Annotated in this window: 22 protein-coding genes; 5 read left to right on the top strand and 17 right to left on the bottom strand. The window is 66.5% G+C overall.

The genetic code is table 11. The features are described from left to right. Positions 1 to 207: 207 nt before the first annotated feature. Genes cobK through cobM form a run of 17 tightly spaced genes read right to left on the bottom strand, consistent with a single transcriptional unit; the run spans position 208 to position 16,056 of the window. Positions 208 to 981 (bottom strand): precorrin-6A reductase, encoded by a 774-nt coding sequence (gene cobK / locus RX395_RS04605; protein ID WP_055286487.1) that lies wholly within the window; start codon positions 979 to 981, stop codon positions 208 to 210. Continuing rightward, on the bottom strand, positions 978 to 1,619 hold the full coding sequence (locus RX395_RS04600) for a precorrin-8X methylmutase (protein WP_316365809.1): 642 nt from the start codon (positions 1,617 to 1,619) through the stop codon (positions 978 to 980). The genes cobK and RX395_RS04600 overlap by 4 nt, the downstream gene beginning before the upstream one ends. After that, positions 1,620 to 2,135 (bottom strand): cob(I)yrinic acid a,c-diamide adenosyltransferase, encoded by a 516-nt coding sequence (locus RX395_RS04595; protein ID WP_316365807.1) that lies wholly within the window; start codon positions 2,133 to 2,135, stop codon positions 1,620 to 1,622. Continuing rightward, positions 2,132 to 3,631 (bottom strand): cobyric acid synthase, encoded by a 1,500-nt coding sequence (locus tag RX395_RS04590; protein ID WP_316365805.1) that lies wholly within the window; start codon positions 3,629 to 3,631, stop codon positions 2,132 to 2,134. The genes RX395_RS04595 and RX395_RS04590 overlap by 4 nt, the downstream gene beginning before the upstream one ends. Then, positions 3,624 to 4,847, bottom strand: coding sequence for a pyridoxal phosphate-dependent aminotransferase (locus RX395_RS04585; RefSeq protein ID WP_316365804.1), 1,224 nt, complete (start codon positions 4,845 to 4,847; stop codon positions 3,624 to 3,626). The genes RX395_RS04590 and RX395_RS04585 overlap by 8 nt, the downstream gene beginning before the upstream one ends. Then, entirely contained in the window at positions 4,844 to 5,818 is a 975-nt protein-coding gene (cbiB, locus tag RX395_RS04580; protein ID WP_316365802.1) for an adenosylcobinamide-phosphate synthase CbiB, read from the bottom strand. The genes RX395_RS04585 and cbiB overlap by 4 nt, the downstream gene beginning before the upstream one ends. Next, on the bottom strand, positions 5,818 to 6,882 hold the full coding sequence (locus tag RX395_RS04575) for a histidine phosphatase family protein (RefSeq protein ID WP_316365801.1): 1,065 nt from the start codon (positions 6,880 to 6,882) through the stop codon (positions 5,818 to 5,820). The genes cbiB and RX395_RS04575 overlap by 1 nt, the downstream gene beginning before the upstream one ends. Continuing rightward, entirely contained in the window at positions 6,816 to 7,583 is a 768-nt protein-coding gene (locus RX395_RS04570; protein WP_316365799.1) for an adenosylcobinamide-GDP ribazoletransferase, read from the bottom strand. The genes RX395_RS04575 and RX395_RS04570 overlap by 67 nt, the downstream gene beginning before the upstream one ends. Further along, a complete protein-coding gene (locus RX395_RS04565; RefSeq protein ID WP_316365797.1) occupies positions 7,580 to 8,128 on the bottom strand; it encodes a bifunctional adenosylcobinamide kinase/adenosylcobinamide-phosphate guanylyltransferase in 549 nt (182 codons plus the stop codon). Before RX395_RS04565 ends, RX395_RS04570 begins: the two co-directional genes overlap by 4 nt. Continuing rightward, positions 8,119 to 9,267, bottom strand: a complete 1,149-nt coding sequence (locus tag RX395_RS04560; RefSeq protein ID WP_316365796.1) for a nicotinate-nucleotide--dimethylbenzimidazole phosphoribosyltransferase — start codon at positions 9,265 to 9,267, stop codon at positions 8,119 to 8,121. Before RX395_RS04560 ends, RX395_RS04565 begins: the two co-directional genes overlap by 10 nt. Continuing rightward, positions 9,260 to 10,642: a cobyrinate a,c-diamide synthase gene (locus RX395_RS04555; RefSeq protein WP_316365794.1), complete on the bottom strand. Its 1,383-nt coding sequence runs from the start codon at positions 10,640 to 10,642 to the stop codon at positions 9,260 to 9,262. The genes RX395_RS04560 and RX395_RS04555 overlap by 8 nt, the downstream gene beginning before the upstream one ends. After that, positions 10,639 to 11,988, bottom strand: coding sequence for a precorrin-6y C5,15-methyltransferase (decarboxylating) subunit CbiE (cbiE, locus tag RX395_RS04550; RefSeq protein ID WP_316365793.1), 1,350 nt, complete (start codon positions 11,986 to 11,988; stop codon positions 10,639 to 10,641). The genes RX395_RS04555 and cbiE overlap by 4 nt, the downstream gene beginning before the upstream one ends. Further along, complete coding sequence (gene cobJ, locus RX395_RS04545; RefSeq protein ID WP_316365791.1) at positions 11,976 to 12,719, bottom strand: precorrin-3B C(17)-methyltransferase; 744 nt, start codon at positions 12,717 to 12,719, stop codon at positions 11,976 to 11,978. Before cobJ ends, cbiE begins: the two co-directional genes overlap by 13 nt. Beyond that, entirely contained in the window at positions 12,719 to 13,852 is a 1,134-nt protein-coding gene (locus RX395_RS04540; protein ID WP_316365789.1) for a cobalt-precorrin 5A hydrolase, read from the bottom strand. The genes cobJ and RX395_RS04540 overlap by 1 nt, the downstream gene beginning before the upstream one ends. Then, positions 13,853 to 14,086 carry an SAM-dependent methyltransferase gene (locus tag RX395_RS04535; protein WP_316365787.1) on the bottom strand — a complete coding sequence of 78 codons (234 nt, stop codon included), beginning with the start codon at positions 14,084 to 14,086 and terminating at the stop codon, positions 13,853 to 13,855. Then, entirely contained in the window at positions 14,079 to 15,263 is a 1,185-nt protein-coding gene (cbiD, locus tag RX395_RS04530) for a cobalt-precorrin-5B (C(1))-methyltransferase CbiD (protein WP_316365785.1), read from the bottom strand. The genes RX395_RS04535 and cbiD overlap by 8 nt, the downstream gene beginning before the upstream one ends. Position 15,264: 1 nt before the next feature. Next, a complete protein-coding gene (cobM, locus tag RX395_RS04525) occupies positions 15,265 to 16,056 on the bottom strand; it encodes a precorrin-4 C(11)-methyltransferase (RefSeq protein ID WP_271761214.1) in 792 nt (263 codons plus the stop codon). 458 nt (positions 16,057 to 16,514) lie between these two features. On the opposite strand from cobM, the gene RX395_RS04520 reads away from it, so the two are divergent. From RX395_RS04520 to RX395_RS04500, 5 genes are all read left to right on the top strand, one after another. After that, positions 16,515 to 17,441 (top strand): sirohydrochlorin cobaltochelatase, encoded by a 927-nt coding sequence (locus RX395_RS04520; RefSeq protein ID WP_316365782.1) that lies wholly within the window; start codon positions 16,515 to 16,517, stop codon positions 17,439 to 17,441. A 145-nt stretch (positions 17,442 to 17,586) separates the two neighbouring features. Further along, on the top strand, positions 17,587 to 18,120 hold the full coding sequence (locus tag RX395_RS04515; RefSeq protein WP_035138217.1) for a hypothetical protein: 534 nt from the start codon (positions 17,587 to 17,589) through the stop codon (positions 18,118 to 18,120). Positions 18,121 to 18,124: 4 nt separating this feature from the next. Further along, positions 18,125 to 19,696: an ABC transporter substrate-binding protein gene (locus RX395_RS04510; RefSeq protein ID WP_316365780.1), complete on the top strand. Its 1,572-nt coding sequence runs from the start codon at positions 18,125 to 18,127 to the stop codon at positions 19,694 to 19,696. Positions 19,697 to 19,718: 22 nt separating this feature from the next. Then, entirely contained in the window at positions 19,719 to 20,741 is a 1,023-nt protein-coding gene (locus RX395_RS04505; protein WP_316365778.1) for a FecCD family ABC transporter permease, read from the top strand. Further along, positions 20,742 to 22,076, top strand: a complete 1,335-nt coding sequence (locus RX395_RS04500; protein WP_316365777.1) for an ABC transporter ATP-binding protein — start codon at positions 20,742 to 20,744, stop codon at positions 22,074 to 22,076. Positions 22,077 to 22,166 lie beyond the last annotated feature (90 nt).

Here is a 22,166-nt window from a genome sequence, read left to right as displayed (position 1 = left end):
CCACCAACAAGTTTCGGTGAATTAGGGACTGAATATGCTATTTAGCAGCAAAAACAGACGCTATTTCACCGCAACTTATTGAAGGGCTGCTTGCGCCAGTTCCGTGCGTCGTCCTCGAGCGATTGACGGATGACAGGCTTGTACGGGTCGAGCTTGCTCGGGGCGCTCCTCCTCGCAGGCGGGAGGGCACGCATGCGCGGCGAGCGCCTAGCGCGCGAACTCCCGTAAGAGCGCGTCTTCCACTTCCCTAAGCGAAAGGGCCCCGCCTCCCTCGGCGGGACGGGCGACCACGATACAGCGCGCTCCCACGTCGCGCGCGGAGGCGATCTTCTCGGCCGTGCCGCCTACGGTTCCCGAGTCCTTGGTCACAAGCCACTGGGCGCCCACCTGCCGAAGCATCGCCTCGTTGAGCTCGCGGGTGAAGGGCCCCTGCATGCCGATGACGTGCGACGGCGAAAACCCCGCGTCGATGCACTTCGTTATAGCACCGGGCAGAGGGAGCACACGCACGAAGAAGCGCTCCGCGAAATCGGCGACGCGCGTGTAGGGAGCAAGCTCCTTGCTCCCCGTCGTGAGAAGCGCGCGACCCGGGTTCTCGGAGAGAAAGCGCGCCGCGCAGGCGATCGACGCGACCGACACGACGCCTTTGGGCAGCGCCTCGACCGGGCGCGTAAGGCGCAGGCATCGTGCACCCACGGCGAGCGAAGCGGCCCGGATGTTGCCGCTTGCGAGCGTAGCGAAGGGGTGCGTGGCGTCGACGACGATGCGCGCGCCGGAAAGCTCACGCTCCATGTCGGCCTCGTCGAGCCTGCCCGCATGCACCTCGATGCCCGGAAGCTCGCCCAAAAGTTCGCCTCCGTACTCGGTTGCCGCGTAGGCACGGGCGGGGATGCCCGCCCCGCTCGCCCATTCGCACAGGAGGCGGCCCTCGGTGGTGCCGGCGAAGATGCGCAGCGCCGGCGCGGATGCGGGGGCCGTCACTTCGGGCCGCCTGGGCGCGTGATCTGGTAGAGCAGCGCGTTCATAATGGCGGCCGCCACGGTCGAGCCGCCCTTGCGACCCCTCGCGACGATGGCCGGCACGCGTCGCGCGAGTAGCTCCTCTTTCGCCTCGACCACGTTCACAAACCCAACCGGCACCCCAACGACGAGCGCGGGCGCGATCTTCCCCGCGTCCATGAGCTCGGCGAGGCGCAGAAGTGCTGTGGGAGCGTTGCCGACGGCCACGATGAGCGGACCCTCGATGCCGCAAGCTTTGTCCATGCTCGCAACGGCGCGAGTCGTGCCCGCGGCGCGCGCCGTTGCGGCGACATCCGGGTCGGCCATATAGCACACGGCCTGGCAGCCGATCTTCTCGAGCGCGGGCTTGCTTATGCCTGCGAGCGCCATGTTCGTGTCGGTGAGCACCGTGGCCCCTGCGCGCAGTGCGTCGAGCGCACAGTGCGCGGCGTCATGGGTGAACACGAGGGAATCGGCGTACGAGAAGTCGGCAGTGGTGTGGATGACGCGCTTCACGACGGGCTCTTCGAGCGGCGGGAACGTGCGGCCGCCGAGCTCTTCGGTGATGATTTCAAAGCTGCGCCGCTCGATGTCGCCGGGCGCCATCTCCTTGGAATCCATCTAGTACTCCACTCCTTCCCTTGCACATATCCCCTGCTCGTAGGGGTGTTTCTCGCACCGCATCTCGGTTATGTAGTCGGCCTTCTCCACGATCTTGCGGGAAGGCGCGCGCCCGGTGAGCGCTACTTCGACGCCGCGCGCGGACATATCGAGCGCGCGGTCCACGAGCGCCTCGTCGACAAGCCCCTTCGAAAGCGCGTCGAGCGCCTCGTCGAGCACGAGCAGCCCATCCTGCGCGCCCTCGAGCTCGGCGAGCGCGGAAGCGAGGTTCCCATCGTGCAACTCGCGCGTCGCGGCAAGTTCTTCCGACGTCATGGACCAGGTAAACTTGTCCGACGCCTTCCCCGCGAACACGGGCACGCCGAAATGCTCGGCGAGCAGGCGCGCCTCCCCGCTTTCGCCGTCTTTCAGGAACTGCACGACGACGACGCGGCGGCCTGCGGCGAGCATGCGAAGGGCGAGCCCCATCGCCGCCGTGGTCTTGCCTTTGCCGTCGCCATGATACACGTGGATCATAAGCCCTCCTCGATAATGCGGTAGACATACTCCATGTCGAGCGCCCCGCGCACGGAGTCGGCCAGGCGGTCGAACTCGCGCGCACGGTGATCGGCCGCGGACACCGCGCCCTCAGCACCCACGACGCTCTCGGGCAGGCCGCGCATGCGCGCGAGCGAGCGCGCGAGGGCGAGTGCCACCCCCGGTTCGTCGAACAGGCCGTGGAGATAGGTTCCGAACACGTTTCCGCAGGCCGCGCCTTCTGGTTTGCCGCCAATCGTGCCCGCAGGGGCGCAGGAGACGGTCGTTTCGCCGTCGTGAATCTCGTACCCGCGCGCCGTCATGCCGTTCCACACCGAGAACGCGCCTTGGGCGCCCGTGATGCGCAGCTCCGACTGGGCGAGGCGCTTTTCCTCCTTGAACACCGTACTTGCAGGGATGAGCCCGAGCCCGCGCGCGGTGCCAGCGCCTTCCCTGCCGTGCGGGTCGGAAAGCTCGTCTCCCAAAAGCTGGTAGCCACCGCATATGCCGAGCACCGGCGTGCCCGCGCCCGAAAGTGCGCGTACACAGGCTCCGATGCCGCTAGCCGCAAGCCAGCGCGCGTCGTCGACCGTGGACTTCGAGCCGGGAAGCACCACCAGGTCGGGTCGGCCCAGATCGGTCGTCAAGGAAACGTAGCGCACGCCCACGCCGGGCACGCGCGAAAGCGGGTCGAAGTCGGTGAAGTTCGACAGATGCGGAAGGCGCACGACGGCGACGTCGATGACGCCGCGCGCCTCGCGGGCAGATAGGCGCGGCGCGAGCGAGTCTTCGTCGTCCAGGTCGAGCGTAAGAAACGGCACGACCCCCACGACGGGAACCCCGCACATCTTCTCGAGCGGGGCCAAACCCGGGCGGAGGATTTCCACATCGCCGCGGAACTTGTTCACAACAAGCCCCCGCAAAAGCGCGCGATCCTCGGGCGCAAAGAGCGCGACCGTGCCGTAGAGCTGGGCAAATACCCCGCCTGGGTCGATGTCGCCCGCGAGCAGCACGGGGGAGGACACGGCGCGCGCGAGCCCCATGTTGACGATGTCGTTTTCGGCAAGGTTGATTTCGGCGGGGCTGCCGGCGCCCTCGATGACGATGACGTCGTTTTCCTCCGCGAGCGAATCGAACGACTCCAAAATCTGCGGCATGAGCGCCTTCTTTCGCGCGAAGTAGTCCCTCGCAGCGAAGGCTCCCTGCGCCTTGCCGGCAACGATGAGCTGGCTTCGGTGGTCGCTTTCGGGCTTGAGCAGGATGGGGTTCATACGCACGTCGGGCACGATGCCACACGCCTCGGCCTGCATGATCTGGGCGCGCCCCATCTCGAGCCCGTCGGCCGTGACACCGCTGTTGAGCGCCATGTTCTGGCTCTTGAAGGGAGCCACGCGCAGGCCGTCCTGCGAAAGCACACGGCACAGCCCCGCCGCAAGCAGGCTCTTCCCCGCGTTCGACATGGTGCCCTGGATCATGATGGGCTTCGCCCTACCCACGGGTATCGACCTCCTTCGCCGAGCCTCGGCCATCCGCGCCCGCCATAGCGCCGCTGCAAGAAGCGCCGCCCCGTTCGTCGGGTTCGTCTTCGCCCGATGCGCCTTCCGCCCGAAGCGCGCGGCTTAACGCCATCGCAAGCCGGGCGTTCTCCTTGCGCGTGCGCACCGCGACACGGCACCAGAAACGGGACAGTACCGAAAACGAGTCGCACGTGCGGACCAAAACCCCCTGTTTATACAGGCGCTCGGGGATGTCTTTCGCCGGCGTGCGGACTAAAAGGAAGTTCGCATCCGACGGCACGACGGAAAGCCCGAGCGAGGAGAGCTCGTGGGAAAGCCACGCTCGCTCGCCCGCCAATACATCGCGCGTGCGCGAGACGTATTCGACGTCTTCCAGGGCGGCGATGCCCGCGGCCTCGGCGACCGAGGAGACGGGCCACGCCTGCCCCGCCCGGCGAATCCCCTCGATGAGTTGGGCGTTTCCGCTGATCAGATACCCCAACCGCAACCCTGCCATTCCGTAGAGCTTGGTGAACGCGGAGAGTACGGCCACATGGTGCGAACACGCGGCGCGTGCGGCCACGCTCCTTTCGCGGGCGTCGGGCGCAAATCCGAGGAAGCACTCGTCCACGACGAGCAGCGCGCCCACCTGCTCGCAGTGGCAAGCCGCGGCATCGATCACGCGGGGGTCGACGAGGCGCCCCGTCGGGTTGTTCGGATTGCAGAGGTACGCCACGTCTCCCGGCCCCTCGATCGCGCGGGCGAAGGAGGCGGGCACGTCGAAGTCGTCCGCTTCGGAGAGCGGGAACTCCTGCACGCATGCGCCGTAGTACGATGCCGCCTCCGCATATTCAGAGAACGTCGGCGCGCACACGACGATGCGTTTCGGGCGTACCGCCGCGGCGAGCCGCCAGATGATGTCGGACGCGCCCGCGCCGCAGATGATAGTATCTTCGGGAATGCCCTGGGCGCGTGCTAGGGCGCGAACGAGGGCGAGACTTTCCCTATCGGGGTAGGCGTCGATTCGAGAAAGCGCCTTGCAAGCTGCGGCAACGGCGCGCGGCGAGGGGCCTGCCGGATTCACGTTCACCGAGAAGTCAATGAGGTCGGAGGCGCCCCCTTCGCAAGCGATGCCGAGCGATTGCGTGCTACCCCCATGCGCACGGGCGCGCAGGATTCCCCCGGCAGCCCGGGACGCGGCGTGGTCTTCCCTCATACCATCGCCCCCACGGCGAGCACGACCGCCGCGCGTGCGGCACCGAAGACGACGAGCGCGCATACGGACGCGGCGAGCATGAGCCTAGTCGCCCGGGCGATGTCGCCCCACTCGATTTCGCGGGACGCGTCGCCTATCGTCGGTTTCTCAACGAGCTTGCCGAAATACACCGCGGGTCCTGCCAGGCGCAGCCCGAGCGCGCCCGCACACGCTGACTCGGTCTGCGCCGAGTTGGGGCTCGCATGGCGACGCCTGTCGCGGCGCCAGATGCGCGCCGCCCCGCGAGCATCGAGCCCGACGATCGGGCACACGGCGATCATGAGCAGGGCCGATAAGCGCGAGGGAATCCAGTTCACCGCATCGTCGAGGCGCGCCGAGGCGCAGCCGAAGTCGATGTAGCGCTCGTTTTTGTAGCCCACCATGCTGTCGAGCGTGTTCACCGCCTTGTACGCCATGCCCAAGGGCGCACCCCCGATCATAAGGTAGAAAAGCGGCGCGATGACGCCGTCGCTCGCGTTCTCCGCCACCGTTTCCACGGCGGCGCGCGCGACGCCCTGCTCGTCGAGAACAGACGTGTCGCGTCCCACGATGAGCCCGACGGCTTCGCGCGCCGCGACAAGGCCGCCCTTCGAGAACGCGCGGGCCACGGCCAGGCTCTGGCGGCGCAGCTCGCATGCCGCGAGAATCTGATAGCTCGCCCATGCCTCGGCCACGAAGCGCAAGCCGGAGTGAACCATGCCGCAAAGATGCAGGATTCCCCAGGTCAAAAGTCCACACGCAAGCGGAAGCGCCACGGCGAGCACAAGCCCTGCGGCGCGCGTGCCCGCGGGCGTTTGCGGGAATGCGCCCCGCAGGCGGCCTTCGGCCCACGTGATCGCGCGCCCCATGGCGACGACGGGATGGGGAAGCCAGCGCGGGTCGCCGAAGGCAAGGTCGGCCGCGAACCCGGCGGCGACGGCAAGAATCGTCATCACCGGGCATCGCCCCCCGAAGCGGGGCGAACGTCGCGAAGGCAGCGCCCATCCCAGGTGGCGGCCCATGCGCCGCCCGGCTCGGTATGCACGTCGAAGTATTCCATTTTCGGGACAGCAAGCTCGGAAAGCAGCGCTTTCACGGTACCCGCGTGAACGACGAAGACGGCGCGCCCACTCCCCTGGGCGCGCTCCGATTCGCACGCCTCCCGAAACGCCGCGACGACGCGGCGGGTGAAATCGCTCTTGCCCTCGCCATGCGGGCAGCGCGTCTCGCACCAGGAGTCTACCCAGGCGCGGTAGCGCGCATCCTCTTTAAGCTCGGCGGCGCTTCGCCCCTCGAAGTCACCGAAATCCATCTCGCGCAGACCGGGGCATGCCATAAGCTCCGCATTCGGGAAGAGGATGCGTGCCGTCTGGTCGGTGCGGGCCATGCCACTCGTGATAACACGGAACACGTCACGATCGCACGCGAGCTCGCGCAAAACGCGCTCGCCCGCGCTCGACAGGGGCTCGTCGGTGCCCGCCCCGCTGTAGCGATGGTCTTCCGTGCCCGCCGTGGCACCATGGCGCACGAAGACGACTTCCAAAGGCGCGCCCGCGCCCTGCGTCCCTCGAGGCGCATCGGCAAGGTTTCCTTTGATGACCTGGGGAATCCCGCACGTCATGCGCACGACGACGTCGGCGCGCGCAGCAAGCGAGCATCCTAGGCGCCCCGCGCGCTCGCGCCATTGGGCGTCTTCCGCACGCATGGGGACGACCCCCGAGCCGACCAAGGGCAGAATCACTGCGTCGAAGCCAATCAGCCGCTCGAGCGCCCGGTCAGCGTCGAGCGCGCGTACGAGTTCCTCAGCACGGTACGCGACGCGGCCGGAAAAAGACGCGGGCACGCCGCCCTCCGCAAGCTGCGCCGCGTCGACGAAATCGTCCGCCACGAACCCGAGCTTTTCGCGCACGAAGGTCTTCTTCCCCGAATGTGCGCCACCTACCACGAGCATCATAGGAGCATGCCCCCCGCCACCAGCATGGCAAGCATCGCGAGCTCGGCCCATTGCAGAAACCATCCGGCCAAATCCCCCGTCACCCCGCCGAAGCGGGACAGGGCAACATGGCGGTACCACGCGAGCGCCAAAAGCCCCGCCACCGCCATAAGGGCGCCGACGGCCTGAGCGCACGCGACCATCCCTGCAGCCGAAGCCGCAGCGAAAGCGCAAAGCGGCACGACGATCGCCGCGCGCTTCTTCGAAGGCGAGAGCCCCGCGGCCATGCCGTCCGCCCGCGCGGCAGGCCAGCATTCAACGGCGAGCCCCGAAAGCGCGCGGGAGAACACGAGCGAGCACAGAAGCGCGAGGAACGCCCCCGCCGTAAGCGGCAGCGCGGTGAACAGGGAAAACTGCAGAATAAGGTACACGACAACACCGATGACCCCGAAGGCGCCCGCCCGCGGGTCGTGCATGATCTCGAGCTTTCGCTCGCGCGGGGCCCAACTTGCAAGCGCATCGGAGGTGTCGCAGAGCCCATCTAGGTGGATGCCTCCCGTCACCGCCACAGGCAGCGCCACGAGCACAGCCGCGACGATGGTCGCGGGCACGCCGAGCAGGTTCGCCACGTGCCCCCACGCCGTCATGAGGAAGCCTTCCGCAAGGCCCACCAGGGGAAACGCGGCAAGCGCATGGGTTGATCCGAAATCGGTCCAGGCCGATTTCGGGACGGGGACGCGCGAGAACGTTCCGAACGCCGCGCCGATTGCCTCTGCTATCTTCACCTTGTAGGTCCTTCGCCTTTCATCCACACGGGAATCCCGCATACCACTTCGACTGCGCGGTCGGCCAGCGCCGCAACGCCCGCGTTCACGCACGCGAGCGCGCGCCTCCATGTCTCGGTCCCCTCATCGTAGCGCATCCCATCGGCGAACACGTCGACGGTGACCACCACCGTATACGCAGCGGCCTGAGCGAGCCGTTCGATGCCTCCGAGCACCTCGCGCGCCGCAGCGTCGGGGTCACGTGGGGACAAGCCGCCTTCCGCGAAAAGCTCGTTTGCAACCAGGTTGCCCACGTCCTCCAAAAGAAGCGTGCAGCCGCGCGGAAGCCCGGGCACTGCGGCGCCCACGTCACGCGTGCGCTCGAGGGTGGAAAACCCCTTGCCCTCGCGCAGCGCCCGATGGCGCGCGATGCGGCGGGCGCCCTCTTCCCCGAAGGGCTCCATCGTTGCCAGGTACACGCGAGGGCCGTCGTGCCCGAGGCACAGGGACTCGGCGTAGGCGCTCTTGCCGCTCGCGGCGGCGCCGATGACGAGCGTCACCGCCATTTCCCGGCCTCGAAATGCTCGTAAGCAGCCATGCCAGTCGCCGTGAACGTCTTCCCATCCCGGTACACGCGCAGCGCCGAATCCAGAAGGGGCAGATACGCCATGGCGCCCGCGCCCTCGCCCAAGTGCATGCCTGCGTCGAGGGGTGCCTTTATGCCGAGCTCGCGAAGGAGCTCCTGGCTTGCGGGTTCGCTTGATGCGTGGGTGCCCACGAGGTAGCCCAAGGCGTTGGGGCACAGGCGCGCCGCGCACAGGGCTGCCGTGCAGGATATGACCCCGTCGAGGAGCGCCGGCGCCTTCGAGGCCGCGGCCCCCAGGTAGAAGCCGCACATCGCCGCGATGTCGAAACCGCCCACCTTCGAGAGCACGTCGATCGGGTCGGCGGGATCGGGCGAGTTCGCGTCGATAGCGCGCTCGACCACGTCGCGCTTGCGCGCGAGCGAGGCGTCCGAGAGCCCCGCGCCGCGCCCGACGAGGCTCCGCGCGTCCGTCCGGATGAGCACTGCGGCCACCGCCGCCGAGGTGGTCGTGTTGCCGATGCCCATCTCGCCCGCGGCGAGAAGGCGCACGCCGGCGCGGGCAAGCCCGCACGCGACGGCGATTCCGACCTCGATCGCGCGCACGGCCCCATCGCGAGACATAGCGGAGCCGTGCGCGATGTTGCCGCTCCCCCGCCGCACGTTCGCGCGTACCATGCGCGCGTCTTCTATGCCCCGGGCCATACCCACGTCGACGGGCACGACATCGGCACCCGCGAACGCTGCCATGCGGCAGGCGCTCGTGGCCCCCTCGCACATGTTGCGCGCGACGGCTCGCGTCACATCTTGCCCGCTTTGCGACACGCCTTCGGCAACGACCCCGTTGTCGGAAAAGAATACCGCGAGCGCACGAGGAAACTCGGCCACCTCCGCGCCCCCCTGAGCTGCGGCGATACACGCGACGGCGTCTTCAAAGTCGCCCAATCCCCCCAAGGGGTGCGCGATGGAGTCCCACGCGGCGTACGCGGCGGCGCGGGCGCACTCGTCTGTGGGCGCGATCCGGGAGAGCGCGGCTTCGAGCACGGCGCCTGGCGCCGACGAGAACGCGCGCTCGACTTCCTCGCGGATGCAGGCAAGCACGGTTTCGGTTGCTTCAGCCATGCCGTCTCCTCTCTGCTAACGACGCTGCGGCAGACGCGAACGAGCGCGCAACGTCGGGGTTCGCAGGATAGTACACATGCGGGAAGCCCGCAACCAGGGACGGAGTGGTCGTCATGCACGGCCAGCCCTTGTCGCGCCGGGGCTTCTGCGCCCAGAAGTCGCCGCCCGGGCAGGTGGACTGCCAGTAGTGGAACTCATGCGCGCGGATGCGTGTGCCGCGCGGCCCGTAGAGCCCGTCGCGTTGGGAAGTGAGCTCCACGTACCCGAAATGGGACAGCCTTCCCCCGTTCTCGCTTGCGCCCTCAAGGGCGCCCGCAACAGGCCAGCGCCGCCCCTCGCTATCGGCGATTTCGCGCTGCAGGTACAGAAACCCACCGCATTCGGCAACCGTCGGCATGCCAGATTCCACCGCGCGCCGCACCGCCTCGCGCATCGGCGCGTTCTCGGAGAGCTGCCGCGCATGGAGCTCCGGGTAGCCACCTCCCAGATAGAGGGCGCTTGTCCCCCGGGGCAACTCGCTATCACACAGGGGGCTGAAATAGGCCAGCTCGCAACCCAGATCCTCGAGCGCGCGCAGGTTCTCCTCGTAGAAGAACGAGAACGCCTCGTCACGCGCGACGGCGACGATGGGCCGCACTCCCGCGATCGGCTCCAACCGGTAAGGTTCCTCGCGGATATCGGGTGCCGTCGCCGCTATTTCGAGCAAGCGCTCAACGTCGACGCTCTTTTCCAACAGCTCGGCCATCTTGTCGATGCGCGCGGAGAGCTGCTTGACTTCGTCGGCGGTCACAAGCCCCAGATGCCGGCTTTCGAGCGAGAACGCCTCGTCGGCGGGAATATTACCCAAAACCGCGACGCCCGTGTGCTTCTCGATCGCAGGCGCCGCGTAGGCGCAGGCAGCGGCGCTCGTCTTGTTCAGCACGACGCCGCGCACGTTCGCACAAGGCAGGAACTCGGCGATGCCGCGAATTACGGCGGCGAGCGATAAAGACGCCCCGCGCCCGTTCACCACTAAAACGACCGGCGTTTCCGTGTCGCGCGCAACCTGGTAGCTGCTCGCGTCGGCCACGCCGGGCGCCATGCCGTCGTAGAAGCCCATGACCCCCTCGAGCACCGCGACATCCGCGCCCGCCGCGCCGCGTGCGAGCAGGGCGCGCAGCGTCGGGGCGTCGGTGAAGAAGCCGTCTAAGTTGCCCGAGCGCGCGCCCACGACGCGACGATGAAAGAGCGGATCAATGTAGTCGGGGCCGCATTTGAAGGCCGCGCATGCGAGGCCGCGGTGCGCGAGCGCGCGCAGGAGCGCGCACGTAACGACCGTCTTGCCGCTCCCGCTCGAGGGCGCAGCGACCATGAAGCGCGGGATGGTCGTGCTCACCGGGCGCCGCCTTCCCCACCTGCACCACGCGCGCTGACGAGGAACACGGGGTTTTGCGCCTTCATGAGATGGTGCGAGCCTACAGCCTCGGCGCGGGCGGCCGACACCTGGCACGCCTCGAACCCCTTAAAGCGCGAACCCGAGAGGAGCGCGCACGCCTCGGTGAGCGTCTCAACGGTGACGCATGGCACGCACAGGCGAACCTGCGAGTTCTTCTCGAGCGCCGCCTCCACGATGAAGGGAAGCTCGCCCGCGCTCCCGCCGACGAACACGGCGTCGGGGACAGGCAGTTTCGCGAGCGCTTCGGGAGCGACACCGGGGACCGCATGCACGTTGCCGCACCCGAATGCATCCGCGTTCTCTCGGATGAGCCGCACGCCGGCCGCGTTGCGCTCGACCGCCCATACCGACCCCGCTCGCGCGACGAGCGCTGCCTCGATCGACACGCTCCCCGTGCCGGCGCCGACGTCCCACACGGTGTCGGTCGCGGTAAGGCGCAGCTTCGCGAGCGCGACGGCTCGCACCTCCTGCTTGGTCATGGGAACGTCACCGCGAATGAAGAGCTCGTCGGGAATGCCCGAGGAAGTGTACGGCCAGCGGGAGCTCGCGGCGCGGGATGCGCTCGCAGAGTCCACCGCGGAAGAAGCCGCCGCGGGCGCAGACGCGCCGGCCGGCGCCTCGGAGGCTGCGCTAGAGCCCGCAGGCGACCCGGCGCCGCCTGCGAAATCGATAAGCATCACGTTCAAGTCGTCGAACGTCTGACCTGCGATTTCACTTGCGGTCGTACAGGTGATGCGCTCGTCGGGGTACGACAGGCGCTCGGCCACCGTCACGCGCGCGTCCCCGAAGCCCGCCTGCACAAGCTCGCCGGAAAGCCGCGAGGGGTCTTCCCCGCCCGACGTGGCGAGGAAGAGCTCACCTGCGCGCTCGGCCTCGGCCACGATGTCGCACGCCACGCCGTGAGCGCTCGCAAAGCGCCAATCCTGCCATGGACGCGCGAGGCGCGCGGCGAGATACGACGCTGAGCTTATGCCGGGAATGACGCGCACGTCCACCTGCGCGTTGCCGGAGAGCGCCTCCACCAGGCGGCGCGCGCCGCTGAACAGCCCCACATCGCCCGTCATCACGACCACGGCGCGCTGCCACGACGCCGCATCGGTGAGCGCGGCGACGATGTCCGCCGTCTTCACGAGCTCGCATCTCACAACGTCGGGCGGCACGTCGATGCCGGCAAGCGCGCGATGAGCGCCGATGACCACGTCGGCGATGTCGATCGCGTCGAGCGCCGCGCGCGAGAGCAAGTCGGGGTTTCCGGGCCCCGCCCCGATGATCGTTACCTTTCGCATGGAATCTCCCGATACCCGCGCGGCGTGACCATACGGCCGTCTACGCGCTTCGTGTCCGCGTTGCCGACGAACACGGTGGTGAACATGTCGGCGTCGATCTCCCCCAGCTCAGAGAGCCTGCACATGCCCGACTGCTGCCCCTCGCGCCCGATGTTGCGTACCCAGCCGCAGAGCGTGTCGCGGCCCTTCCATTCGAGCATAATCTTCGCCGCGCGCGAGAGCCTGTCGGCGCGCTTTCTGCTGCGCGGGTTGTACAAACAGATGCAGAAGTCGGCGCTCGCCACGGCGGCGAGCCTGCGCTCGATGACCTCCCATGGCGTGAGCAGGTCGGAGAGCGACACGACCGCGAAGTCGTCGGCAAGCGGGGCGCCGAGCACCGCCGACCCGCTCTGAGCCGCGGTGGCCCCGGCGATAACTTCCACGTCTACATCGGGGTAGTCCTCCGCAAGCTCCAGCACGGGGCTCGCCATGCCGTACACGCCCGCGTCACCGCTGCACACGAGCGCCACGGCCTCTCCGCTCTGCGCACGCGAAAGCGCCAGGCGGCACCGTTCGACCTCGTGCATCATCGGCGTCGCGAGATGCGCCGCGTCGGGCACGGCGGCGAGCGCGAGCTCCACGTATTTCGTGTACCCCACAACGATGTCGGCCGCCTCGAGCGCGCGCCGGGCCGCAATCGTCATGCCGTCGGGGCCGCCCGGGCCGATCCCCACCACGAAGAGCTTTCCCATCACCGCTCCTTAAACGAAAGTTCGATAGTTACCTTGGAAAACGCGACGGTCACGCCGCCGTGAGCGAGCTTCGGGAAGATAAGTTTGCCCCCGTCCGCGAGCGCCGCGCGCTCGCACACGTTGTCGACCCCCACCGTCGCACGCACGAAATCAGATGGCGAAACGCTGCCTTCGACCTGCGACAACTCCTCTGCGGAATACGTCGCAAGCGGGATATTGCGCGCGCGGCAGAAGGCGAGCAGACCCTCCTCGTGCGCCTTCACGTCGATCGTCGCCGCCTCGCGCACGGCCGAAGGCGAGATGCCCGCCTGCCCGCACGCGAGAAAAAACGCCTCCCCGATCGCTTCGACGCACGCACCGCGACGGCACCCTATGCCCGCAACGATGCAGGGCACAACAAGGCGAAGCGGCTCGGGCGCAGGCGCCTGCGCCCGCCCGCCCGCCGGCTTCCCCGTCTCACCGGCGGGCACGACCTCGCCCGTTGTCTCCGCCTCGCGCACGGACGCACCTGCATTCGCGCCAGCGAACGGCGACACGACGATATCGGCCCGAGCGCGGTCGGACGCAATGTCAACCCCCTCAGGCGGCTGTCCCGAAATCGGCATGTCGGAATAGAGCGCCACGCGCCCGCCCGAAAGAAGCCGCGCCGACACTCGCTTGATGGCCTCGGGATTCGAAACGGCGAGCCCCGCACAGCGCGCCCACGTATCCACCGCCCACACGCCGCGGACGTCGGTCGCCGTGGTGATGACGGGGATGGCCCCTGCCGCGCGTGCCACAGTTTGCGCAAGCTCGTTCGCACCGCCCAAATGCCCCGACAAAAGCGAGACGGCAAAGCGCCCCGCCTCGTCGATCACCACAACCGCGGAATCGGTTGCCTTTGAGGCGACATGCGGCGCGATCGCCCGCACGGCGATGCCCGCCGCGCCCACGAACAAAAGCGCATCCGACGCTTCCCACGCGAGCGCCGTCCATGCGCGCAGGTCGGCCTTCCCCTCGCCGAACCCGCGCGAAACGGAAACGTCCCAGCCAGGGTCATCTTCACCTGTCTGCGCGCAATCGGAAAGCGCGCGTGCGGTGCGCTCCGCCAACGCATATCCCCTCTCAGTGAACGCTATACAGGAAACCCTCATCTAGCGCACCACCATCGTCGAGAAGTAGCTGCCCCGATCGGGCACATCGTCGACCGAGCGGTACACGCGCTCGCCAGGAAGCCCACAGTCCTCTACGAGCTCGGCACCGTCGAAGGCGCCCTCCTCGCGAAGGATGCGCTTCGTGTCCGCAAGCGAGCGGCGCGCCTTCATGACCACCTTCGTCCCCGGCCAGCCGATTGCGCGGCCCACCCCGTACAGCGCGCCTTTACTCATACGTCGCCCCCAATTCCCCGATAACTGCATCGGCACCCGACGTGCGGAAAAGCTCACGGCGCTCGGCGTCGAACACGACCGCGGCGATGTCGCATGCGCCCGCCGCGCGGCGGCGCAACCTGTCCTCGATTGCCGCAGCGAGCGAGGCGCGCGCAGCGTCCCCCACGCCGGCGGCCTCGATTACCTCGAGCGCCACCGTGGTCGTGACGGACGTCATGATCTCGCGCACGGTCTTCGCACCCGCGCCGGCCATGGCCGCGTGGGCGGCCAGAATCTCCGCGCGGCAGTCGGCGGTACGCGAATGGGTGTCCATGATGCCGCCCGCGACCTTCACCAACTTGCCGATGTGTCCCACAAGAAGGACATTGGTGAATCCCTCGCGAACGCAGCAATCAATCGCATCGCCCACAAAGTTGGAGATGAAGACCACCGGCGCACCGTTTAGGTGGAAATGCCCCGAGATGAACTGCCCGCCGTAGTTGCCGGGCGTGAGCACGACTCCGCGCCGCCCCATAGCCGCATGCTGCCGGATCTCGAGCTCGATGCTGTCGCGCAAGGCAGCGAGGCTGCGCGGCTCGACGATGCCCGTCGTGCCCAGGATGGAGATGCCGCCCTCTATCCCCAGGTGCGGGTTGAAGGTCTTTTCGGCAAGGGAAACGCCCTCGGGTACCGAAATCGTCACAGCAATATTTCCAGAAAAGCCGTGCGCGGCGCACACCTCGCGCACCGCCGAAGTGATCATCGCGCGCGGCGTCGCGTTGATGGCGGCCGCCCCCACCGGCTGCTCGAGCCCGGGCAACGTCACGCGCCCCACGCCCACGCCGCCATCGACGGAAACTTCCGATTCGTGCGCGGGCACGTCCTTGCTGTCCGCAGCACCCGTGCCCGACCCCGAATGTTCCACGCGCGCGTACACGAGCACGCCGTCGGTCACATCGGCATCGTCGCCTGCGTCCTTACGCACGGCGCACTGGGCGCACCCCTCGCCGATGCATGCGTCGACCACGTCCGTCTCGACGGGCAGCCCGCCGGGGGTGACGATCGACACGAGGCCGACGGGCTTTCGTGACAAGAGCATCTCGCAGGCTGCCTTCGCCGCGAGCGCGGCGCAGCTCCCCGTGGTATAGCCGCAGCGCAGGCGGGTCGTCCCGGTATATATGTAGTGCTCGAAGGCCACGCTAGCTGCTCGCCTTCCGATACCCCGTGGCAAACGAAGGGTCGTAAAGCTTGCTGCGCTCGTACGACTCCGCTTGCGCGCCGTTGTGCGCAAGCCCGCCGCGAGCCCCGAGCACGCGGCCCACCACCACGAGCGCCGTGCGGTCGATGCCCTCTCGCGCGCCCGCATCGGCGAGCGTGCCCACTGTGCATCGCACCACGCGCTCCTCAGGCCAGGTCGCCTTGTACACGAGCGCCGCCGGCTCGTCGGAGCTGCGGCCCGCGGCCAAAAGCTCGGCGGAAAGCTCGGCGAGCATACCCGAGCTCAGGAAGATGACCATAGTCGAGCCGCTTTCCGCCATGGTGCGCATGCCCTCGCCCGCGGGCATGGGGGTACGTCCGGAAAGCCGCGTGATCACGACCGACTGGCTGATTCCCGGCAGCGTGTATTCCTGGCGAAGCGCCGCCGCGGCACCGCAAAAGCTCGACACGCCGGGCACCACCTCGTAGTCCACGCCGCGCGCGTCGAGCGCGTCCATCTGCTCCTGGATGGCGCCGTACAGGCACGGGTCGCCCGTGTGCAGGCGCACCACGTCCTCGCCCCGCGCATCTGCCGCGCACATCACGTCGAGCACTTCCTCCAAGGTCATGTGCGCGCTGTCGTAGACGATGCAGGATTCCTTGCACTCGGCGAGCAGCTCGGGGTTCACAAGGCTTCCCGCCCAAACGACCACGTCGGCTGCGCGTAGAAGGCGCGCCCCGCGCAGCGTGATAAGGTCGGCGGCGCCCGAGCCTGCGCCAACGATATGAATCATCAGAGCCTTCCCTTCCCGTTTCTCATCGCAACCGTTTACGCCGCCATTCGCGCAGCGGGCAAAACACGGCGCCTGCGGCGGCAATCGGCGCAAATACGCAGGCAGGAGGCGCAATGCCGCCCGCCCTGGCTTTGACACGTTCACAAGTGCCCACTATCATAGTAAAAGATTCGGCAACGAGCATATGACAATCGGATAAAAGGAAATGACCGGCGCGGCGCCCGCACAGCCCGCGCTGGCTTGCGGAGGGAACCAGGTGGGAATCCTGGGCAAGGGACATTACTGTATAGGACGCGCGGGCGAACCGCCTCGCGCCCCAAGCCAGACTGCTTCGCCTTTTCCTCACGGCATCGCCGTGGCGTTAGCTCCTTGTGAACCCCGAGGGGTGCGCTTTTCTTTCGCTTGTGCCGACAAGCAACTGTCGCCGGGGGACCGGCAAACCGAGGAAAGGAAAAACCATGTCCGACCAGATGTCACGCCGCGGCTTCATGGGCGCCGCAGCAACCGGAGCCGTCGCGCTCGCCGGAATCGCGCTCGCGGGCTGCTCCAACACCTCCGCGAGTTCCGAGAAATCGAGTGAAAAGGAGAAGGCCGTGAAGCCGGTCATCCTCGTCACGAGCTTCGGCACGAGCTACAACGACTCGCGCCACATCACCATCGGCGCCATCGAAGACGCTATCCGCGAGAAGTACTGGCAGGACTACGACATCCGCCGCGCCTTCACCGCGCAGATCATCATCGACAAGCTGAAGAAGCGCGACGGCATCACGATCGACAACATGACCGAGGCGCTCGACCGCTGCGTGGAAGACGGCGTGAAGGAAATCGTCGTGCAGCCGACGCATCTCATGGGTGGCCTGGAATACACCGACGTGAAAGACGAGCTCGACAAGTACGCCGACAAGTTCGACAAGATCTCGCTCGGCGACCCGCTGCTCACCTCCGACGACGACTACAAGAAGGTGGCCGCAGCCATTAAGGAGAACATGGCGTCCTTCGACGACGGCAAGACGGCGCTGTGCCTCATGGGTCACGGCACCGAAGCCGATTCCAACGCCGACTATGCCAAGATGCAGGAAGTGTTTAAGAACGAGGGCTTGACGCAGTTCTTCGTCGGCACCGTCGAGGCTGAACCGACCTGCGAGGATGTTATCGCCGCCGCGAGCGCCGCAGGCTACAAGAAGGCCGTGCTCGCGCCGTTCATGGTGGTCGCGGGCGACCACGCGAACAACGACATGGCAGACGAGACCGACCCCGACAGCTGGGCTGCGAAGTTCGTGGCCGCCGGCTTCGAAGTGACGTGCCTGCTCCAGGGTCTGGGACAGAACGTCGCGGTCGACGAAATCTACGTCTCGCACGTGGACGACGCCATCGCCAAGCTGTAAACTCGCCGCGCACGGGGGCGCCGGTCGCGTCCCCGTGCAACGGGCATGCGCCTTCCCCGACTGACGGCGCATGCCCGTTGCATTCGCATCCCGTCAGCCCACCGCACGGCGCGGGCGGTCGAAGCGATTGAAAGGAACCCCCTCCATGTTGAAGAAAACCCTCGCCTTCGCCCTGTCAGCGGCGCTTTTCGCGTTCTCGCTCGCCGGCTGCGGCGGAAATTCAATCGACAGCGCAAAGGCAAGCGATGCCGATTCCCAGGAAAAGACCGAACAGGCGGCCGATGCGCCCGAGGGCGCAAGCGCTGCCCCCATCACCGCCGACAAGGTGGCCGACGGCACCTATCCAATCACCGTAGATTCCAGCTCGAACATGTTCAGGATTGTGGACGCCCAGCTCATCGTGGAAAACGGCTCCATGCACTGCGTGATGACGCTTTCCGGCACGGGCTACGGCAAGCTCTTCATGGGCACGGGCGACGAGGCTGCCGCCGCGAGCGAGGCCGACTTCATCCCCTATGTGGAAAACGCGGAAGGCAAGTACACCTACGACGTGCCCGTTGAAGCGCTCGACGAGGACACCGCCTGCGCCGCGTGGAGTATTAGAAAAGAGCAGTGGTACGACCGCACGCTCGTGTTCGAATCCGCCGGCGTCGATCTACGCGCCGACGCACTGAAGTAACGCCATGCGGTCGATTCTTCCCAAGGGGGAAAGCAGGAAGCGTCGCAGCATCGCGGTGCGCGCGATCGCCTGCGTTCTCGTCGCCCTGCTCGCGCTTCCCTTCGCGGGGTGCAGTGCGAGCCCGAACGCGACCGGTGGCACGGCAGGCTCTCAGGAATACACTGTGAGCGTCTCGCTCTCCGGCGGGTCAGGGCGCGCAAGCATCGCCTCACCCACCACAATTGTGAAGGATGGCGACACCTACACCGCGACCATCACCTGGTCGAGTTCGAACTACGACAAAATGACCGTCAACGGCGTGGACTACGCGCCCGTAAACGACGGCGGCAACTCCACGTTCGAGATACCCGTCACGCTCGACGAGGACATCGCCGTGTCGGCCGAGACCGTCGCCATGTCAACGCCGCACACCATCGACTACACGCTCCACTTCGATTCATCCACCATGAAGGAGAAATCGGGCGACGAAGCAAGCGGCGGCTCCCCTGCGGGAACGGCTTCAAACGCCGCGGCCGACTTCCACAACGCCGATTTGGGCTGCGGCTGGAAGCCGACGGGGACGCTTCAGCTTGAATACGCCGAGCACTTCACTGTCGACGAGTACGAAGGCGGCCTGCGGCTTATCTGCATTTCGAACGGGGAGCGCTTCCTCGTGGTGCCGCAAAATGCAAAGGTACCTGATGGGTTGAGCTCCGACATCGCGGTCATAAAGCGCCCCGCCGACAAGGTGTACCTCGTGTCGTCGGCGACGATGTGCCTGGTCGACGCGCTCGATGCGAACGACAATATCCTCATGTCGGGCACGAAGGCCGACGATTGCTCGGTCGCGGGCTTCAAAAGCGCGCTCGAAAGTGGGGCGATCGCCTACGGCGGCAAGTACAGCGCGCCCGACTACGAGCGAATATCGGCCTCGGGCTGCACGCTCGCCATCGAGAACACCATGATCAACCACACGCCCGATGTGAAGGAAAAGCTGCAGAAACTCGGGCTCGTCGTGCTCACCGAACAGTCGTCGAGCGAGCCCGAAGCACTCGGGCGCGTCGAGTGGATTAAGCTTTTCGGCGTCCTGTTCGACAAGGAAGACGAGGCCGCGCACCTGTTCAACGAGCAGAAGGCCCGCGTCGAGCAAACGTCGGGGCTCGCGTCGTCAGGTAAAACCGTGGCGTATTTCTACATTAACTCGAACGGGGCCGCCGTCACGCGGCGGGCGGGCGACTACGTGGCGCAGATGATCGAGCTTGCAGGCGGCAGCTACGCGCTCGATGACGCGCAGACGGCGTCGACGTCAGGTTCGTCAGTAACGCTTGAAATGGAGCGCTTCTACGCGACGGCGAAGGATGCCGACATCATCGTCTACAACGGCGCCATCGACAAATCGATTGTCACCTTGAACGACTTTGTAGGCAAAAACGCGCTATTGTCGCAGTTCAAAGCCGTGAAGAATGGCAATGTCTGGGTCACAAGCGCCGACATGTACCAGCAGATGACTTCTACCGCCGACATTATCGACGAGCTGCACGGGGCGTTCACCGGCGATGACGCGAGCGACTTACATTATCTGAGGAAGCTTGGCTAGCGTCATGAGAAGCCGGCTTTCCATGACATACGACGAATCGGGGCGCGCCGCGCGGTGTCGCGTCGTGACGGCGCTGCTCGCTGTTGCCCTCATCGTGCTCGTCGGGGCCAACCTGTGCATCGGGAGCGTGCTCGTGCCCGCAGACCACATCCCCGGCATCCTTTCGGGCGGCGCGGCCAATTCCATGGAAAGCCAAGTCATCTGGGAGATTCGCCTGCCGCGTGTGCTTTCAGCCGTGCTTCTCGGCGGGGCGCTTTCCCTCTCCGGGTTCCTGCTGCAGACGTTTTTCAACAACCCCATCGCCGACCCGTTCATCTTGGGCGTCTCCTCGGGCGCAAAGTTCGTCGTCGCGCTTACGATGATCGTACTTCTGGGCGCGAACCAGGCCATGTCCTCGCCGGCCATGGTGGCCGCAGCGTTTCTGGGCTCGCTTATCACCATCGGCTTCGTGCTCCTCATCGCACGGCGCATAAGTTCCATGGCCATGCTCATCGTGGCTGGCGTCATGGTGGGATACATCTGCTCGGCGGCGACGAACTTCCTTATCGCCTTCGCCGACGACCAGTCCATCGTGAACCTGCACAACTGGTCTTTGGGTAGCTTCTCGGGTTCGAGCTGGGACGACATCGCGGTCATCGCGGTCGTGGTGATCACCGTGAGCGCATGCGTATTCGCGATATCGAAGCCCCTTTCCGCCTTCCAGCTGGGAGAAGCCTACGCGAAAAGCGTCGGCGTGAACGTCGCACGCTTCCGCGTGGTGCTCGTCCTTCTAGCGAGCATGCTCTCCGCCTGCGTGACCGCGTTCGCTGGTCCGGTGTCGTTCGTAGGCATCGCGGTTCCGCATCTCGTTAAGTCGGCGCTGAAGTCGTCGAAGCCCATCCGCGTGATTCCTGCATGCTTCTTGGGAGGCGCCATCTTCTGCGCGGGCTGCGATTTGATCGCGCGCACGCTGTTCTCTCCCGTCGAGCTTTCCATCAGCGCCGTCACCGCCATCTTCGGCGCGCCGGTGGTTATCGCGCTCATGTTGAAGAAGCGGGTGAGGTAGATGGGGGAATTCGTGCCACGGTCTAAAACGCTCGGAGGGGACATTCCATGCTTAGACAGTCCTGAGCTCGCACGAAAGCGCCAGAAGGCACTTTCGGCTCGTGCGGAACTGCGCGCGGAACGCCTCCTCCGAGCGGAGTCGAACCTCGAAACCCCGGTCGAAACGCAGGCTGACGGAGCACCGCTTTTCCGCATAAGCGACCTGTCGGCGGGCTACGACAAGAAGGTCGTAGTCGAAGGCGTCGATCTGGAGGTTCGCGCGGGCGACGTCGTGGCGCTCATCGGGCCGAACGGCTCGGGCAAGTCGACCATCTTGAAAACCATCACACGCCATCTGGCACCGCTTGCCGGCGCGGTCGAGCTCGACGGGCGGGAGATTTCCCGATGGAAGACGGCGGAGTTCGCAAGGAACCTTGCCGTTATGCTGACAGATCGCCCCCGGACCGAACTCCTCACCTGCCGCGATATCGTAGAGGCGGGAAGGCATCCCTACACCGGGCGAATGGGAACACTCACGCCCGATGACCATAATCGGGTCGACGAGGCCATGAAAACCGCACATGTGGAAGAGCTCGCCGAGCGCGACTTCATGCAGATAAGCGACGGGCAACGCCAGCGCGTCATGCTCGCACGCGCCATCGCGCAGGATCCGCGTGTGCTCGTGCTCGACGAGCCCACGTCGTATCTCGATATCCGCTACCAGATCGACCTGCTGCGAATACTTCGCCACCTTTCGAAATCGCGGAATGTGGCTGTCATCATGTCCATCCACGAACTCGAGCTCGCGCAGAAAAGCGCCGACAAGGTGATTTGCGTGAAGGACGGCCGGGTCTTCCGCGCCGGCGCACCCGAGGACATATTCACGCGCGAGACGATTGGCGAGCTCTACGGCCTTCAACATGGCACCTTCAACGAGCGCTTCGGCAGCGTGGAAATTGGGCACCCACACGGCGATGCGCACACGTTCGTCATCGCCGGCGCAGGTACGGGATCGGCTGTGTTTCGCCAGCTCATCCGGCAGGGCAAGGCGTTCTACGCGGGCGTTCTGCACGAAGGGGACATCGACTGCGAGCTCGCGCGCGACCTGGCGACGGAATGCGTAGCCGAGCGCGCCTTCGAGCCGATCGGGGATAAAACCATAGCCCGCGCCAAAGAGCTCCTCGTCCACTGCGCGCGCCTTATCGTGTGCCCCGCCGCCTTCGGCACCATAAACGCCCGCAACGCAGAGCTCGTCGAGTTCGCACGCTCGCATGGTATCGAGGTCATGCGAGCGTGCGAAGGCGCATCGGAGGATTCCAATGGTGGAGTGGGTATGATGAATTGGACACCTAGTTAAGAGCGAAAGGTGTTCAAGATGACCCAAAGAAGAAAGCGATACGACAGGCAGTTCAAGGTCTCGGCGGCAAAGGTGGTCCTGTCCGGGGAA

It is taken from the genome of Collinsella aerofaciens, assembly GCF_032584215.1.
Lineage (GTDB): Bacteria > Actinomycetota > Coriobacteriia > Coriobacteriales > Coriobacteriaceae > Collinsella.
Note: the sequence above shows the minus strand (reverse complement) of the source record. Positions and strands in the feature narration are given on the sequence as shown.